This is a genomic window from Dongia sp., assembly GCF_041906375.1.
In the GTDB taxonomy this organism is placed as follows: Bacteria; Pseudomonadota; Alphaproteobacteria; order Dongiales; family Dongiaceae; genus Dongia.
Genome location: NZ_JAYRJJ010000003.1, coordinates 20,676 through 38,152 on the forward strand (window position 1 = coordinate 20,676; position 17,477 = coordinate 38,152).

The following is a 17,477-nucleotide window of genomic DNA, read 5'->3' on the forward strand; positions in this document are numbered from 1 at the left end:
GATTGCGCGGGGTATTGATCGACATTGGCAGGGAAACACATTGGCAGGGATACTATGAAAAAGATAACCGCACTGCTCTTTGCTGCCGGCTTGTCGCTCGGCGTTGCTCAAACACCAGCCGCTGCGTCCAGTTTCGATCTGGGGACTCTTAGCACGTCCGCGAGTTCGACTGGCTTCGTTGCCAACTTTGGCAGCGGGATCAAGACATTTTCCGACACGATCTATTTCTCGCTCGCCAACGTCAGCAACACTCTGGTCGGCGAAATCACCGACCTCGGCACGATCTTCGGCCAGGTCGTGGACAGCGTGAACCTCACGCTCGACCTCTTCAGCACCGCTGATACGACAAGTTCGTTGGGCAACTATACCGATCCTTCCGGGACCGGCATCAGCTTCAACTATGCTGATCTCGCGGCCGGCGACTATTTCTTCCGGATTGCGGGCGATAGCGCTCCGACCGGCAACGCCTATAATTACGCCTTCAATGTCAAGGTCACGGAGACTCCAATACCGCCGGCGCTCCTGCTGTTCGGCACCGCCTTGGGTGGTATGGGCATTGCAGCTTACCGCAAGCGGAAGACCTCCTCCGCTGAGCAGGTTTAACTTAGTTCACCCAGCCAACGGTCTACAGGCGACACCCCCAGAGTGGCTCTGGGGGTTTTGCTTTGTGTTGTGCTGCGAATCGCCGCGACGGTACGGTGAAAGGAGAGAGATAGTCCATGCTTGTGTTGGTGACTGGCGCTGCCGGGTTTATCGGCTCCTATGTGGCGAGGGCGCTTTTGGATCGCGGGGATGAGGTCCTTGGGCTCGACAATCTCAATGCCTATTATGACGTCAATCTCAAGGAGTCGCGGCTTGCTAAACTGCGGGAGAACCCTCGATTTACGTTTGTCGCCGGCGATATCGCACGGCACCGAAGTGTGGACGAAGCGGTCGCCGCTCACCGCATGTCAATCTCTGGAATTGTCCATCTGGCAGCTCAGGCAGGCGTTCGACACTCGATCGATCAGCCGCTGGACTATTTGAGCGCAAATCTTGCGGGCCACCTCAATATGCTGGAACTTGCGCGAAACTTGCCTCGGCTTCAGCATATGGTCTATGCGAGTTCGAGCTCGGTCTACGGTGCGAGCCAGCGTGTCCCCTTCGCCCTTGATGATCCTGCCGATCAACCGGTGTCGCTTTATGCCGCGACAAAGCGCGCCGATGAGTTGATGAGCGGATCCTATGCCAGTCTCTATCGAATCCCCCTGACTGGGCTACGTTTCTTTACTGTCTACGGGCCAGCCGGGCGGCCTGACATGGCTTATTTCAGATTTACAGCGTCAATTCTCACCGGCCGGCCAATCGAGTTGAATGGCGATGGCACTCAAAGCCGCGACTTCACCTATATCGACGATATTGTAGCGGGCGTCATTGCGGCCCTTGATCGTCCGCCGTCAGGCACTGTACCGCATCGACTCTACAATCTTGGGAATGACCAGCCTGAGAAATTGTCGCATCTTCTGGCCTTGATCGAGAAGGCTTGTGGGCGTCCGGCCGAAATAAACTATTTGCCGTCCTCACCCGGTGACGTACCTGCAACGTGGGCCGACATATCTGCGAGCCGTACCGACCTGGGCTATCTGCCAAAGGTTGCTTTGTGCGAGGGTGTACCGCGCTTTGTGTCTTGGTATCGAGGCTTCGCAAGAATGTAGATGCCGCAAATCCAGAGCCTCACTTGTGATGACAAAGTCACAGGAGATCTCTCGGCGCAGAATGTTGTGCCACCACCATTCTGTATTTCCCGGAAAGACTTGTCGATGATGCTAAAAGATTCCGCATCGCTGCCCAATAGTCGAGCAGCGCGCTTAAGACGATTCAGATTTGTCTCTCCCCTCTGATACCTCCGCGCTTATCAGCGTATTCGCGCGAGGCTATAGTGCGGTTTCGCACATGCAGCAATCCTAAGCCGTTATTGGACGTCGTCATCAAGGGAGTCTTGAATGGAACAGATTGAAAAGGCGATGGCGCGTGCAAGAGAGTCGCGGTCCAGCAATCTGAAACAGCTCCGCCCCGCGAATGCCATCGGCCACCGTACTTCCATCAACGGCGTTACGCCGAGCTACACGGAGACAGCGATAGCGCCCCAGGACGGACGACGGATCCGTGAAGGACGCGTCGTTGCTGACGCGATTGGACATCCGGTATCGGATACCTACCGCCTGTTGCGTACCCAGGTTCTGCAGCGGATGCGCGCAAATGGCATGACGACGCTGGCGATCACGAGCCCGGAAAGTGGCGCCGGCGTAACAACAACCGCTGCCAACCTGGCCTTAGCTATCGCGCTCGATGTCAATCAGACAGTCCTTCTGGTCGATTTGAATCTGCGCGATCCCGGGGTGCACCGAGAATTCCATCTGACCCCTCAAGCCGGAATCGACGACTATCTACGCGGTGACGTAGAACTCAGGGATTGTCTGATCTGTCCGGGTGTCCCGCGCCTGGTTATTCTGCCAGCCCGCTTGCCGAACGGCGAAGCCGCCGAAGTGCTCAGTTCCCCTCGCATGGCGGCGCTCGCACGGGAGTTGCATAGTCGCTACCCGGACCGCATCATCATTTACGACATGCCGTCACTGATTCCATCAGGTGACACGCTTGGGTTCCTCCCAAATGTCGAGGCCGTTCTCCTCGTCGCGCGCAGTGGCAGGACCACTAAATCCGAGATCGAGAAATCCGCCAGCCTCCTCGGCGCAAAGCCGATTGTGGGAACATTGCTGAATGCGCGTTGAACTGATCGATAGCCAGCGGGCAGAATTCTGCCGGCGAAAGGGTAGCTGCGATGTATGAAGAGTTCTTCGGCCTGAATGAGAAGCCCTTCTCGCTTTTGCCAGATCCGGACTTTCTCTTCCTCAGCAGCAAGCATTCCATTGCCCTCAGCATGCTGGAGTATAGCTTGGCGGGGCAGGCAGGTTTCTGCGCAATTACCGGGGAAATTGGTTCTGGCAAGACAACATTGATTCGCACCTTGCTGCGGCGAATGGACCGTGGCGTCCGGCTCGGGCTTATTTCCAATACGCACAGTTCGTTGAGTGGCATCACGGCCTGGGCTTTGTCAGCTTTTGGCCACAATCCGAAAGGTAAGTCGAGCGCGGAAATTCACCAGGAACTGATGCTGTTGCTGATCGATGAATATGGCGCCGGCAAAAGGTCCGTGCTGATTGTCGATGAAGCGCAGAACCTGACGATGGATGCGCTGGAGGAGTTACGGCTGCTCTCGAACATCAACGCGGATAAGGATTTGCTACTGCAGATCATTCTCGTCGGCCAGCCGGAGCTCCTTGAAAAGCTCCGCAGTCCGGAATTGTACCAATTCGCACAGCGGATCAGTGTCTCCTACCATTTGGCCCCGCTTAGTTGCGCTGAAGCATTGCACTACATCACGCATCGGCTGCGCGTTGCAGGCGCGACCGCGCCAATTTTCAACGACATGGCTGTCGGTGGCATCCAATACTTCTCCGGCGGCGTCCCGCGCCTCATCAACTCAATCTGCGACATGGCCATGGTCTATGCCTATGCAGATCAACGGAGCGAAATCGACCTTGATCACGTATTCCGGGTCGTCGGGGATCGCATGGCGAACGGAGTCGCCGTCTTTGCCGGTATTGGCGGACCGGAGGATCCGACGGTGGTCAAGGAGATTACCGCCCTGATTCGCATTGCTGCCGAAGCGCGATCCAGCTTGCCGCCGGTTCCTTTGCCAGCGCTCCCACCAGAGCGGGTGGAGGCATCCCGCGCAACGCGCCCCCTGGCAGCGGCTGCCAATGACATCAGCGAAGATTACAGGAGAATTGCGCTGCCGGATGATATTCGTCGGTCCTGGTTCCGGCGCACCTTCCTACGGACGAACTAGTGCAATGCGGCCCCAGGAGCAAATCGAGGCAAATGGCGGTGGCGTTAGTCCTCGCAATACCGCGCGGAGAACAAAGATCATTGTCATCAGCATGCCAAATGCATTGGATCGACGGACACGATTCACTGAACGAGCTGAAGGCGGCGCTGTTCCTTGGGAGTTTTTTCAAGCCCATTCCGAACTGCATGCTTCGCTTACCTATGACGAGACAGAAGCTCTTCTATCCCACGGGCGGCTTTTACGGCCGGGAGAGCTCGGTTGCTATTCAAGCCACTATGCAGCCTGGGGCCAATTGCTTGCAGACGATGTCGATCAGTATGTGATTCTGGAAGATGACGTCATCGTGGACTGGGAATATCTGAGGAAAATCATCGAGAGTGATCTGACCAGCCTGAAGATCGACTATTTGCGGCTCTATTATAAATTCCCCGTCAGGCAAATCGTTGTCGTGAATGGATTTATCGATCGATCAAAATCTTTGGTCGAGTTGGCTGACCACGCCTACGGGACGCAAGGCTACCTCATTACAAAAGCGGCGGCATCGAAATTGCTGGCGCATTGCCGCATCGTCCGGCGACCCATCGACGATGAAATGGATCGAACCTGGGCGCATGGCGTGCGCAATCTTTGCGTATTCCCCTTTCCACTCATTGAGGAATCTGGAGCTTCGACGATCGGAGTCAGTCGCTTCGAACGCACCGTGCTTCCCGCCCGTCTCAGGTTGCGGCGGCGTATCCGTCGCTTCGTGGAAAGAATGCGCCTCAGAAAGGCCAAAGCACTCCTGCGGCTACGGCATGCGCTCGCACATTGACGATCATCGAAATGCCGAGCCAAGTCGGACTGGCGATGCCAAGCGAAATGGGCCGCCTATAGTGGGAGCCGAGAATGACAATCAAGGCTCATACGACAGCGAGCTGCGGCGCAAGACACGGGTGTCGATTCTGTGGGTTGCGGTGCGACTGGCGTCGAACCAGCTGTTCGCCTTCATCGTTTTTGTCGTTCTCGCGCGTATTCTGTCGCCGCACGATATCGGTACCTTTGCCATTGTGACGCTGTTCTCCGAATTTGGCCGAATTCTCGCCAACGGTGGACTTGTGAACTACATCGCACGGACCCGAACGCTTTCACCCGAGCTGCTCGATACGATATACTGGGCAAACATGGCCCTTGCCTGCGTCACCGCGGCGACCGTCATTCTGTTGGCTAACCCCGTTCTTGCTGCCTTAGGCCAACCATACGCCGCGCACCCGCTCATGGTTGTTGCGGCCCTCTTGCCTATCGTTGCCGCCGGCGCCTCGCACGCGGCGCTCTGCATGCGTCAGTTCAGCCACAAATCCCTGGCGATCCGTACCGCCATCAGCGGGACGTGCGGCGGCGGGGCGGCGATTGTGGCGGCCTATTTCGGATGGGGCATCTGGAGCCTGGTGGTGCAGCGCGTGGTGACCGAGATCCTCAATACCTTTGTGTCCTGGCAGGCCTATCGCTGGACCCCTGGCCGCAAATTCGACCTTGAGAAATTGAAGGAGGTCTGGGGCTTTGGCGCCAACATGGCCTTTGCCCAGGTCATTTTTCTATTCCTGGTGCGAATCCAGGATCTCATCATTGGTGCCACCATCGGTGCAGCCGCTGTGGGCATCTATCGTACCGCTTGGCGCATGACCGAACTTGTGACCAACGGCGCGATCCAGCCGTTTACCACGGTGGCCATCCAGACCTTCTCACGCTTGCAAGACAACCACGCGGATTTGGTAAAGGCATACCGCAGCATGATTTTGGCGAGCTCCATGGTGTCGTTTCCGGCTCTGGTCGGGTTCGGTGTCATTGCACCGGATGCCGTTCCGGTCATCTACGGCTCTCAGTGGGTGGAAGCCGGCGCGTTGGCTCAGATATTTGCATTGATGGTTGTTCCGTTTACGCTGAACTATTTCGCCTCGCCGATGCTGAGCGCTGTTGGGCGGGGGGCTGACATGCGAACCTTGTCGATCCTACAGCTTAGCCTCACCTTGGGCATGACCTGGATCGCCGCTCCCTATGGCATCGTCGCCGTGGCTTGCGCCTATGTGGCGCGGGCCTATCTTACCTTTCCTATCAATCTCTGGCTCTTGAAGAAGCGCGCTGGCATTGCCTACGCTGAGACAGTGCGGGCCAGTATGCCGCCCTTTCTCGCATCCTGTCTGATGGGAGCCGGGGTGTGGGTATTCATGCATTTTGCGCGTGCGCATTTTTCCAGTCCCCTGCAACTCGTGCTCGTCGCGGTCGTTTTCGGGTTTGTGCTCTATGCAAGCCTGTTGCCGGCAATTTCAGCAGATGCACGCCGAATGCTTATGCGTCGATTTGCCAAGCGCAGGTCAGGCGGCGGGGGCGATCAATGAAAGGAAATGACATGGAAGAGCCAATCGGCAACATGGAGTTGATCCGCAAGTTGCAGGCTCGCATCGACGAAGTCTTGCGTCCCCTGATTCCGGCCGGTCAGGTCGCTGTGGTGGATTTTCCCGACTATGCGAATGTGGGTGATTCAGCCATCTGGCTTGGGCAGATCGAATTTCTGCGCTCCCGTTTGGGGGTGGCACCATCCCATTGCAGTTCGATGAAGAGCTACGCAGCGGAGAAGTTGCGGGCTGAGGCACCCAATGGGCCAATACTCATTAATGGGGGCGGCAATTTCGGGACTCTCTGGCGCCATCATCACGCCTTTTTCCTGCGTCTGCTGCAAGATCATCCGGGTCGGCCGATAGTGCAATTGCCCCAGTCCATTTTCTTCGACCCACCGGAATCGGCCGATGAAACGGCGCGCGCGATTGCGCGACATGGCGCTTTCACTTTGGTGGTGAGGGATCAAAGATCCCTGGCCTTTGCCCGGGAGAAGTTCGATTGCCCGACCTATTTCTGCCCGGATATGGCCTTCTTCATCGGCGCTACTGAACCCACCAAGGCGCGGAAGAACTTTCTCTGCCTGATGCGGTCGGACAAGGAGAAGGTGGCTGGCCCTGACTTGCCCGCGATACCAGAGGGCAGCGAGGTGACGGATTGGCTTGTTGAATCACGTGGATCCCTGCGTCTTGCTCGCTGGACGGGGCGGCTGGACGGCATGTTGCACGGTGTCAACGCGACCGTGTCTGCGTTCAATGCGCTGGCCCGGAATCGTTTCCGGCGGGGTGTCGATATCCTGTCGCGCGGGCGCGTGATCATAACGGACCGGCTGCACGCGCATATCATGGCGACATTGCTTGATATCCCACATGTGGCTCTCGACAATTCATATGGAAAACTCGGCGGCTTTATCGATGCCTGGACGAGCGATTACGTGGGGTTGCGCCGCGCAGCGACCGTCGAGGATGCGCTGACGGAGGGGCGAGCGCTGCTTGCGACCATGGCGCAAAGTGCAGCGCGCTAAAGCGGTCAATTGCTGGTGAAGGGCCAGGGACAATGAAAAGTAGCCGAGTGGACGTAACGCTGTCGCGGCGCCACGTCATTTTCATCATCAACTCCTTGGCCGGCGGTGGCGCGGAACGGGTCATGAGCACATTGCTGCGCGCATCCGAAGACGAACGGCGGCAATCGGATATCACGCTTGTCCTGCTGGATCGTGAACCGGCAGCGTATGAGGTGCCCGGCTGGATCAATGTCGCACAGCTGGACTGCCGTGGCAGCCTCTGGCGCAGTGTCATTCAGCTCTTTCACTTGCTCCGCGAGATCGAGCCGGATGTTGTGTTGAGTTTCCTTACCCGGTCCAATATTGCCGCCGTGATCGCCTGTCGGGCGCTGAGTATTCCGGTGTTGATCAGTGAGCGCGTCAATACCAGCAGCCATCTGGGAAAGGGCGTCGGTGCACAAGTGGCGCGACTGCTGGTGCGCTATTGCTACCCGCTAGCGCGCCGCATTGTCGCTGTATCTCCGGGTGTGGCAGATGATCTCGCCAGCTCGTTCGGAGTAGCCCGCGAGAAGCTGGTCGTGATCGCCAATCCGATTGATCTCGACAACATTCGCGGACAGGGTAGAGCAACTCCTAGCATCGTACCCGAGCGTCCCTACATATTTGCGATGGGTCGTCTCGTGCGGAACAAGAATTTTTCCATGCTGATAGAGGCCTATGCACGCGCTGGCATGAGCGAAGATCTGCTGATTCTGGGTGAAGGGCCCGAACGCAGCAATCTATTGGCTTTGGTCGAGCGGTTGGGATTGCAGGGCAGGGTGCACATGCCGGGTTTCTGTGCCAATCCGTTTGCAGTATTGCAGCATGCAGAACTATTTGTCCTGCCATCCAGTGCCGAGGGGTTCCCCAATAGCCTGCTTGAGGCCATGGCACTCGGTGTTCCTGTCTTGTCGACCAATTGTCTGTCGGGGCCTGCAGAAGTGCTTGCGGAAAAGGCGCGGGAAGAAATTCCGGAGGGCGTAACGGATGCGGCACATGGCATCCTTGTGACGACAGACCATGTCGAGCATATGGCCGACGGCCTGCGGGCGATGTCGGATGCCAACCGGCGCCGCTGCTACGCGGAAAAGGCCGCCAAGCGTGCCGGGGATTTCAGCGTTGCACGCGCAAAGAACGCCTATTGGAATGTCATAAACGCAGCATTGCGCCCGACGGGAAGTGCAGCGGCCTCCGCCGTCAGCGCTCAGTAGCCGTCCCAGGCCCAGGTTGGCAGTTCATAGCGCAGCGTGAGAAATACCGAGTTGGACATCGCTGACTCATTGTTTTCATCATAGAGTTTGTAGCGGTAACGGTATTCCGCAACCAGGCTGACCTGGTCCGTTAGGGCCCAGGCCAATGAGGGGCGTATGGCAGCGTAGCGCGACTCATCCTCGTCCGTCCGACCACTGCTTTCGAGCCCGGCATAGTCATAGGTGTCAACATAGTCGAGGTTGAAGGCAAAGGTGGTGAGTGGCGTCAACTTGTGGCTGAGCCCGAGTGTCGCGCGATTGCGGGTGGTCTGTTCGCCGTCACTTGAAGGTTCCGAATCGTGGGACAGGGATATATGCCCGGATGTCCGCTCATTCAGTTCATACTTTGCGTTGAATTTAAGCCTGTAGCCGAGGCCACCGTCGCCATCATCTTCGGTCGAATCCGGCCCACTACCATTCTCGATGCTGTATCCGAGGCCGGCCGCGCCGGTGATTGTCAGGCGCTCCGATGGCGTATATCCATAACCGATCAGGCCACTCACCGTATCAGTGGTGGCGTCGCCCAATTCGTCCGGCACAAAGCGGAAATAGGAAATATTGGCCGTAACCTGATCGATTTCGCTTAAGCGATGCCGATAGTCGAGCGTACCGCCAAAATATTGATAGTCGGTCTTTTCAGAACTGTCATAGGTGACGGAACTATAGCTCCCGCCCAGCTTCATTTCGTCGACCGGAGACAGCAGATAGGTCCAATTCGGCCGTACTTCCCAGAAGGTAATGCCGATCTTCTTGTCGATGAACCGGTCGGTCTCTTCCTGTTCCGATTTGAGGGTCGTGTCGCGGATGAAGCTGCTATTAAGCCCCAGCGTACTCCGCTCCGTAACGGCTTTCTTGATGTTCAGCCGGATGCTTTGATCTTGAGAATTGAACTCTGAATGATCGAGATATTCGGTGAAATCGAAGCGGCCGCCAAGCGAAACGTCGAGCGTTGGCGACTGCCGCGTCAGTCTAAGCGCCGGCGTTGTGACGGAGCCGACTGTTTCAATTTCGTTGTCCCGCCCGAGCAACAGGTTGTCACTGTAGAGAAATTGCTGCGACAAGCTAGTGTCGAGCTTCCATTCCTGGGCCTGGGCAATGTCGCAGAGCCATGGCGACAATAGAAGAAATGCACTTGTGAGGGCCGGGCGTGGCATCTTCCACCGGCTTGTCGTGCGGCATGCCATCCCCACTAGAAGCCAAATCCGGCTTGCGGTACGACCACCACGTCGCCGCCTCGCAACAGGATGTTGCTTTCCAGGTTTTCGCCATCTTCGAGGGCCGAATAGTCAAACAGGATAGCTGATTGCTTCCCTGCAGCGTCGCGGCGCAGGATCTTGATGTCGTCCTTGCCAGCGAATGGCGTGAGGCCTCCGGCAAGGCTCAGTGCCTGCATGACGTCTAGCCGCGTGTCGAAGGCGAAGGTGCCGGGCTGCTTGACCTGGCCGATGACCGAGATGGAATTACCGATCGCCTTCAACATCGAAACGGTCACTTCGCTGTCGGTAAGATTGGGGAAAAACTGACTCTGGCGCAGGCTATCAGCGATTTTGGCCTGCAGCTCGCGCAAGGTAAGGTCGAGAGCATTGATGTTGCCGGCCAAGGGGAACGATAGCCAGCCATCCGGCTGGACGACGACGTCCTGATTCAAGTTTTGCTCGCCATAAACCGAGATGTGTAGTTGATCGCCGCCATTGATCCGATAGGCGGCGTCTTCGGCCACCGCTGAGCCAGTTACGGCAGCGAGGGAAATGAAAAGGGCGAAAAAGGGCAGCGCGATATGACGCAGCATCGACAACCTCTCAACGGATGTTGGTGCCCAACCGGGCGTATGTTGGCATGTCTTCCGGCGCCGCTCAAACAGGTGCATCACCAATTGTAGATCGAGGTCCCAAAGGTTAAAGGCGCGGGCTAATCGAATCGAGCGACACCGGAGCCACAATGAAAGTCGCGGACCCACATTCATGGCCTTTGGAGGCTGTTAAAGGTTGAGACATTTTGGGGATGTTTATGATCAGGGCTTATCCTTCTCGCCGCGGGAACGAAAGAACCTCAGCTGCGTTTGTGCTGGGTTTGCGTGATCGTGCCCATTGAGTCGACAGTCATGCGCAAAAACTGATCATCGTGCGGGTTGTGCTTCCAAGTAACTGTGCGTTTCCTGAAAATATTGCGGCAGAGTATTTCTCTAGCTGCGATTTTCTCTCAGGCTTGTAACACCCATTTCCATCGCCATCGAGCATCATCGCGGCCAAGTTGAATTCGAGTGCGACGGGTATTTGACACTTTGCTCACCTTCAACGCTGCGACAGCATCTGCTTGCATCTGCGATGAAGCGTCGGGCCATACCATGGGAGCTGTTGCATGGCTCCAGTCATCTTCAATGACCGACTGCAAATTGTGATGAAAAATACAAAAAAAAGAGCACCGGTTACAGCTTCACTGGGAAAGGGATCAGCCGTTCAGGGGAGAATGACAGGTGTCGCCATGCTACAACTGCACATTGCTCCGAACTTGCGTTCGAACCAGGCCATCGCTGCGCCCGCCAATGACGTGCGAGGCAACGGATTCAGCTCAGTCCGCTTAATTCCGCGCGATCCAAAGCTCGGCGGCGTCCTTCTGGCGATTTGTGATATTTCTGTGTTTTTCGCGACTATGGTCGCTATTACAGGCGCGTTACTGTCCGTCGGCACGGACATACTGCAAACGAACCTGCCACATTTCTTCGTGACCTCCGCCCTGAGCTTCTTTCTGGCACACGCCTTTGCTCAGTCTTACAAGGCGGAAAGCTTATCGCGTATTTCGAAGATCTCGCGGACGGAGTTCATTCTGAAACCGGCCATGTTAACCGGGGTTGCCGCCGCCATTGCCTTTGGTCTCGAGACGCTTCTTGGGCGCAGCATACCGCTCAATGAAACGCGCTTGCTTCTCGGTCAAATCCCGCTCGAGGTGCATTTCGCCCTGTTTGCAGCGCTCGCGGTTGCCTTGGAAAGGGGTGCTGCCTATGCCTTGCTCAGTCGTCTGCAGGCCGCCGGTTATCTGGCCACCAATATCGTCTTGTTCGGTGCAGATGCCATCGGCCAGCGCCTGATGCGGGTGGTTCGCGACGACTATGCCGATTCGGTCCAGGTGCGCGGCATTTTCGACGACCGCCTGCAGCGGGTGCCATTGGACCTGCATGGCATCCCCGTACGCGGTGGTATCGATCAATTGGTCGATCTGGTGCAGAACACGCCCACGATCGACAAGGTGCTGGTTGCCCTGCCGATGGGTGCTGAAGATCGCATTCTTCACCTGCTGGCACGGCTGCGACATCTGCCGGTCGATGTGGCCCTGGTGCCGGAATTCATCGGTGTCCGGGTCGACAAGCAGGTGATCCGGGACGCGCACCCGCCTTTTCTGAACCTCAGTCGCAGGCCCCAATCCGGGCTCGACCGAGTGGTGAAGCGCAGCTTCGACATGGTGGCTGCCGCCGCGGCCTTGATAGTCCTGTCGCCGCTGCTGCTGACCTCGGCGCTGGCGATCAAAGTCAGTAGTCCCGGCCCCGTCTTCTTCCGGCAGCCGCGCATGGGCTTCAACAATCGGAAGTTCAACGTATTGAAGTTCCGCTCGATGTATAGCGACTGTGCCGATCTTGAGGCACGCCAGCAAACCCGGCGCGACGATGCCCGCATCACGCGCGTGGGCGCCCTGCTGCGCAAGACCAGCATTGACGAATTGCCGCAGCTGATCAACGTGCTTAAGGGCGATATGTCACTGGTCGGCCCTCGGCCCCATGCTTTGGGTATGCAGGTCGGCAACCGCCTGTGTGACGAGATCGTGCGTGAATATGCCGTGCGGCACCGCATGAAGCCCGGTATCACTGGCTGGGCGCAGGTGCACGGCCTGCGCGGCGCGGTCGATGTGCCGGAAGTGCTTGAGGCACGCGTGCATCACGATATTTTCTACATCGACAATTGGTCCTTTATCTTTGACCTGCGCATTCTGCTGATGACGGTCATCGAGCTGGTCAGGCCGCGGAACGCCTTCTGATCCCTTTTCAATGGTGTCGAGCTTGTTCCGGCCGGGAATGGCGGAGGCAGGGGGCTGGCTCGGCTGTCGTCAAATTGCCTCTCCTCCGCTGCAATAATCTTCCGGGTGCCCGCAATCTTGCCACTTTTCCCCGAGAACCTGCTCCCGCGCATGTCGCGCATAAGAGAAAGTTGAGGAGCTATCGTGAGCACATTGTCTGCTGCCCTTGCCCTGCGGCCGGGGCCTTCCATCGAGCGACTTGCCACCATGGGCGGTGGCATCGCCGGGACCTTTCACGTCGCTATCATCATGGACGGTAATGGCCGCTGGGCCCGGCATCGCGGCCTGCCGCGCACCATGGGGCACTATTTCGGCGCGGAGGCGGCGCGGCGCATCGTGCGCGCGGCGGCGGGGGCGGGGGTCACCCATCTCACCCTGTTCGGCTTCTCGTCCGAGAATTGGCGCCGGCCGAAGGTGGAAGTCGACTATTTGATGGGCCTGCTGCGCGGATACCTGCGCAAGGATGTCGCCGGCCTGCATGAGAATAACGTGCGCCTCAGCGTCATTGGCACGCGGGAGGAGCTTGCGCCCGACATCGTCCGCCTGATGGAACAGGCGGAGGCGCTGACAGCGCGGAACACCGGTCTATACCTCACCATCGCCCTCAATTACGGCGGCCGGGCCGACATCGCCGCAGCCGCCCGCCATCTGGCGCAGGAAGCTGCCGCCGGCCGGCTCGACCCGGCGGCAATCGACGAGGCGACCGTGGCCGGTGCGCTGCCAAGCGCCCATCTTCCCGATCCCGACCTCCTGATCCGCACCAGCGGAGAGCAGCGGATCAGCAATTTCCTGTTGTGGCAGATGGCCTATGCGGAAATGCTCTTCGTCGACCGATATTGGCCGGATTTCACGGCCGAGGATCTTGCCGTGGCTCTGGCCGCGTTCAAAAGGCGGGATCGCCGCTTCGGCGGCAATGTGTGAATATGATATATGCAGAACGGGCCGGCGCGGATTGCCGACTCCTCAGGACAGGGTGAATAAATGAAGATTGCCGTCATTGGCACGGGCTATGTGGGTCTCGTCTCCGGCGCCTGCTTTTCGGAATTCGGCTTCGACGTGGTCTGCGTCGACCAGGATGCGGGCAAGATCGAGCAACTCAAGGCGGGCAAGATCCCGATCTACGAGCCCGAACTCGACACGCTGGTGAAGAACAATGTCGATCGAGGCCGGCTGTCCTTCACCACGAACCTCCCTGAAGCCATGGTCGGGGCGGCCGCGGTTTTCATCGCCGTCGGTACGCCGAGCCGGCGCGGCGACGGCCATGCCGATCTCACCTATGTCTATGCCGCAGCCGAGACCATCGCTAAAGAGATCAAGGATTACACGGTCATCGTCACCAAATCGACCGTGCCGGTGGGCACCGGCCGCAAGGTGGCGGAGATCATCCGCAAGACCAATCCGGCGGCGAAGTTTGACATGGCATCCAACCCGGAATTCCTGCGCGAAGGGTCGGCCATCAACGACTTCATGCGCCCCGATCGGGTCGTCATCGGCTGCGAGACCGATGCTGCCCGCGCGGTGATGCGCCAGCTTTATCGCCCGCTCTTCCTCATTGAGACGCCGATCCTCTTCACCAGCCTGGAAACGGCCGAACTCATCAAATACGCCGCCAACTCCTTCCTGGCCCTCAAGATATCCTTCATCAACCAGATATCGGACCTATGCGACCTGCTCGGCGCCAACGTGACCGATGTCTCGCGAGGGATAGGGCTCGATGGCCGCATCGGTTCCAAGTTCCTGCATCCGGGCCCCGGCTATGGCGGCTCATGCTTCCCCAAGGATACCTTGGCGCTGATGAAGACGGCGCGCGACGTGCATTCGCCGCTGTCCCTGGTTGAGGCGACGGTCAGCTACAATGACGCGCGCAAACTGCAGATGGTGGACCGTATCGCTGCTGCCCTGGGCGGTTCGGTTGTCGGCAAGACCATCTCGATCCTCGGCCTTACCTTCAAACCGAATACCGACGACATGCGCGATTCGCCCAGTCTCGTCATCATCCCCGAACTGATCGCCCGCGGCGCCAAGATCCGGGCCCACGACCCGGTCGGCATCGAGGAGGCGCGCAAGCATATGCCCGATATCGACTATCGGCAGGATGCTTATGACACGATGAGCGGCGCTGACGCCGTCGTCATTCTCACCGAATGGAACAGCTATCGCGCCCTCGACCTGGGGCGCGTCAAGACCTTGATGAAGGCGCCTGTGCTGGTCGATCTGCGCAACATCTATCGGCCGGACGAAATGGCGGCCTTCGGCTTCAACTACAGCAGCCTTGGCCGCCCGCGGGCACTTTGACCGACAAGGACGGAAAGCTGGCAAGGAGCGAAAGGATTTGGAGACAGTGAAAGTCCTGGTTACCGGCGGCGCCGGCTATATCGGCAGCCACACCTGCCTAGCACTTTCGACCATGGGTTTTGAGCCCGTGACGCTCGACAGTCTCGTCACCGGCCATGCCTGGGCGGTGCAATGGGGCAAGTTTGAAAAGGGCGATGTACGCGACCAGGATTTCGTCTCGGCGCTTCTCGACAAGCACGAGATTGAAGCTGTCCTCCACTTCGCGGCCCTGTCGCTGGTGGCGCAATCGGTGGTCGAGCCGCTGCGCTATTACGACAACAATGTCTCCGGCACGCTGGCTCTGCTCGCTGCAATGAAGCGCAGCGGTGTCCGCAAGTTGGTTTTCTCCAGCACTTGTGCCGTCTATGGCGTGCCGCCCGGATTGCCGATCCGGGAGGATATGCCGACGGCGCCGATCAATCCCTATGGCCGCACCAAGCTTGCCGCTGAAAATGCGATCATGGATGCGGCCCAGGCGGGTAGCCTTGACGCCGTCATCCTGCGCTATTTCAACGCTGCCGGGGCCGATGCCGAATTGCGCATCGGCGAGGCGCATGTGCATGAAAGCCATCTCATCCCGCTTGCCATCCACGCCGCCCGGCTGAAGGGCGAGCCGCTCAAAGTGTTCGGCACCGACTACGATACGCCCGACGGCACCTGCCTGCGCGATTATGTGCATGTGAGCGACCTCGCCGATGCCCATGTGGCGGCGCTCAATTTCATCATGGGGCATGCGCGTGGCCACCGATTTAACCTCGGCACCGGGAAGCCTGCTTCCGTGCGCGAGGTGCTGAAGGCCGTGGAGGCTGCCACGGGACATCCGGTCCCCTATAGCGAAGCGCCGCGACGGGACGGCGATCCGATGGCGCTCTATGCCGCCAACGACCTCGCCAGAGACCGGTTGGGCTGGCAGCCACGCCACCTGGACATCGTTGAGATCGTGAAGAGTGCCGTCGACTGGGATGCCAAATACGTGGATGGCCTGGCGGAATCGGCCTAGATGAGTGGCTGGCAACGCATATTATGCTTCGGCGCATGGCTGCTGGCCATCGCTGCCGTCATAGCAGGCTCTCTCTCGCCTGATCTGCGACCGCCATCGGGTGGCGTGATCGATAAATGCCAGCATGTCGGTGCCTATCTCGTGCTGTCGGGCCTGGCCATGACCGCTTTCGTCGGCCAGCGGCGCCGTGTCCTTGCGCTGGTGTTCCTCTTTCTGCTGGGCGGTGCCATCGAACTCGCCCAGGGCTATTTCGGCGGCCGCGAAGCGTCCGCTTTCGACCAACTGGCCAACAGCCTGGGTATCCTCCTGGGTGCGGTTGCCTTTACCTGGACCATCCGGCTGCGGCGCAGCGCTTTCTGAACCGCGATTGGCTATTGAAGTCTGCCCCCCACATCTAGGATGATCACCCCGCCGCGCCGGGATACGGTCGCTGGCCCAATCGCTCCTGGCCAACGGGGCGCACGTACCGGGGGAAATCATGCTGACCGACAGTTTCGAGGTGTTTGACGATCGTTTCCGTCGCTATGCCGGTGGCAATGTGCGTCTGGAAAAACTGTTCACCGGCTGCCGCTGGGCGGAAGGGCCGGCCTATTTCGCGGCCGGCCGCTACCTGATCTGGTCGGACATCCCCACCGACCGTATCATGCGCTGGGACGAAACCGACGGTTCGGTTTCGGTTTTCCGCAGTCCTGCCTATCACACCAACGGCCATACCGTGGACCGTGAAGGACGCCTGGTTTCCTGCGAACATCGCGGCCGCTGCGTGTCCCGCACGGAACATGACGGCTCGCGCACGGTTCTGGTTTCGCATTATCAGGGGAAACGCCTCAATTCCCCCAACGATCTGGTGGTGAAGTCCGACGGGACCATCTGGTTCACCGATCCCAGCTACGGCATCGACAGCGAATATGAGGGCGACGCCGCCCCATCCGAGATCGGCGCCTGCCACGTTTACCGCTATGATCCGGCGACCCAGGGCCTGACGGCGGTTGCAACGGATTTCGAGAAGCCGAACGGCCTGGCCTTTTCGCCTGACGAAAGCCTTCTCTACGTGGCGGATACGGGTGCCACCCATGTGCCCAACGGACCGCGCCATATCCGTCGCTTCAGCGTCTCTGGCGACGGCAAATCGCTCAGCGGCGGCGAGAAGTTCGCCGAGTGCCAGGTGGGGCTCTTCGACGGATTCCGCATCGACGTGCACGGCAACATCTGGACCAGCACCGGTGCCGGCGTCGATTGCTATGCACCCGATGGCACCTTGATCGGCCGCGTACGCGTGCCGGAAGTGGTCGCCAATGTCTGTTTCGGCGGTCCCAAGCGCAACCGCCTCTTCATCTGCGGCACGACTTCCCTCTATTCGATCTACGTCAACACGCAAGGCGCCCTTCGCCCCTAGCGCTGAGGCGAGAGCCGCCACGAGCTTTCCGAGCCGCGGGCCGAGATCTTCTCGCTCGCTATCAGTTGATCGCGGCCGATAGACAAGCGCGGCCGGCCCCGGCCGGCTATGCAACGTTTGTCTTACAAATG

Annotated in this window: 16 protein-coding genes; 14 read left to right on the forward strand and 2 right to left on the reverse strand. The window is 58.8% G+C overall.

What is annotated here, in order from left to right; all coding sequences use genetic code 11:
- Positions 1-54 precede the first annotated feature (54 nt).
- The 8 genes from ACE3OA_RS11550 to ACE3OA_RS11585 all read left to right on the forward strand — a co-directional run bounded on the left by ACE3OA_RS11550 (position 55) and on the right by ACE3OA_RS11585 (position 8,512).
- Positions 55-603 (forward strand): hypothetical protein, encoded by a 549-nt coding sequence (locus ACE3OA_RS11550; protein WP_374310919.1) that lies wholly within the window; start codon positions 55-57, stop codon positions 601-603.
- A gap of 116 nt (positions 604-719) precedes the next feature.
- The gene (locus ACE3OA_RS11555; protein WP_374310920.1) at positions 720-1,694 is read left to right on the forward strand and encodes an SDR family NAD(P)-dependent oxidoreductase; all 975 of its coding nucleotides are present in this window, start codon (positions 720-722) and stop codon (positions 1,692-1,694) included.
- 288 nt (positions 1,695-1,982) lie between these two features.
- Entirely contained in the window at positions 1,983-2,768 is a 786-nt protein-coding gene (locus tag ACE3OA_RS11560) for a CpsD/CapB family tyrosine-protein kinase (protein ID WP_374310921.1), read from the forward strand.
- Between the two features lie 50 nt (positions 2,769-2,818).
- Positions 2,819-3,889, forward strand: a complete 1,071-nt coding sequence (locus ACE3OA_RS11565) for an ExeA family protein (protein ID WP_374310922.1) — start codon at positions 2,819-2,821, stop codon at positions 3,887-3,889.
- A gap of 4 nt (positions 3,890-3,893) precedes the next feature.
- Positions 3,894-4,700 (forward strand): glycosyltransferase family 25 protein, encoded by an 807-nt coding sequence (locus ACE3OA_RS11570; protein WP_374310923.1) that lies wholly within the window; start codon positions 3,894-3,896, stop codon positions 4,698-4,700.
- A complete protein-coding gene (locus ACE3OA_RS11575) occupies positions 4,684-6,261 on the forward strand; it encodes a lipopolysaccharide biosynthesis protein (protein WP_374310924.1) in 1,578 nt (525 codons plus the stop codon). Before ACE3OA_RS11570 ends, ACE3OA_RS11575 begins: the two co-directional genes overlap by 17 nt.
- 32 nt (positions 6,262-6,293) lie before the next feature.
- Positions 6,294-7,283, forward strand: coding sequence for a polysaccharide pyruvyl transferase family protein (locus ACE3OA_RS11580; protein WP_374310925.1), 990 nt, complete (start codon positions 6,294-6,296; stop codon positions 7,281-7,283).
- Positions 7,284-7,330: 47 nt separating this feature from the next.
- Positions 7,331-8,512, forward strand: a complete 1,182-nt coding sequence (locus tag ACE3OA_RS11585) for a glycosyltransferase (protein WP_374310926.1) — start codon at positions 7,331-7,333, stop codon at positions 8,510-8,512.
- On the opposite strand, the gene ACE3OA_RS11590 is transcribed toward ACE3OA_RS11585, so the two are convergent.
- A complete protein-coding gene (locus ACE3OA_RS11590; RefSeq protein WP_374310927.1) occupies positions 8,506-9,612 on the reverse strand; it encodes an outer membrane beta-barrel protein in 1,107 nt (368 codons plus the stop codon). The genes ACE3OA_RS11585 and ACE3OA_RS11590 overlap by 7 nt on opposite strands.
- A gap of 128 nt (positions 9,613-9,740) precedes the next feature.
- The gene (locus tag ACE3OA_RS11595; RefSeq protein ID WP_374311638.1) at positions 9,741-10,418 is read right to left on the reverse strand and encodes a polysaccharide biosynthesis/export family protein; all 678 of its coding nucleotides are present in this window, start codon (positions 10,416-10,418) and stop codon (positions 9,741-9,743) included.
- Positions 10,419-10,909: 491 nt separating this feature from the next.
- On the opposite strand from ACE3OA_RS11595, the gene ACE3OA_RS11600 reads away from it, so the two are divergent.
- From ACE3OA_RS11600 to ACE3OA_RS11625, 6 genes are all read left to right on the forward strand, one after another.
- On the forward strand, positions 10,910-12,577 hold the full coding sequence (locus tag ACE3OA_RS11600; RefSeq protein ID WP_374310928.1) for an undecaprenyl-phosphate glucose phosphotransferase: 1,668 nt from the start codon (positions 10,910-10,912) through the stop codon (positions 12,575-12,577).
- Positions 12,578-12,823: 246 nt separating this feature from the next.
- Positions 12,824-13,537, forward strand: coding sequence for an isoprenyl transferase (locus tag ACE3OA_RS11605; protein ID WP_374311640.1), 714 nt, complete (start codon positions 12,824-12,826; stop codon positions 13,535-13,537).
- Between the two features lie 60 nt (positions 13,538-13,597).
- Positions 13,598-14,911 carry a UDP-glucose/GDP-mannose dehydrogenase family protein gene (locus ACE3OA_RS11610; protein ID WP_374310929.1) on the forward strand — a complete coding sequence of 438 codons (1,314 nt, stop codon included), beginning with the start codon at positions 13,598-13,600 and terminating at the stop codon, positions 14,909-14,911.
- Positions 14,912-14,957: 46 nt separating this feature from the next.
- Positions 14,958-15,950, forward strand: a complete 993-nt coding sequence (galE, locus tag ACE3OA_RS11615; RefSeq protein WP_374310930.1) for a UDP-glucose 4-epimerase GalE — start codon at positions 14,958-14,960, stop codon at positions 15,948-15,950.
- The gene (locus ACE3OA_RS11620) at positions 15,951-16,310 is read left to right on the forward strand and encodes a VanZ family protein (protein ID WP_374310931.1); all 360 of its coding nucleotides are present in this window, start codon (positions 15,951-15,953) and stop codon (positions 16,308-16,310) included.
- Positions 16,311-16,428: 118 nt separating this feature from the next.
- The gene (locus ACE3OA_RS11625) at positions 16,429-17,346 is read left to right on the forward strand and encodes an SMP-30/gluconolactonase/LRE family protein (RefSeq protein WP_374310932.1); all 918 of its coding nucleotides are present in this window, start codon (positions 16,429-16,431) and stop codon (positions 17,344-17,346) included.
- Positions 17,347-17,477: the final 131 nt, after the last annotated feature.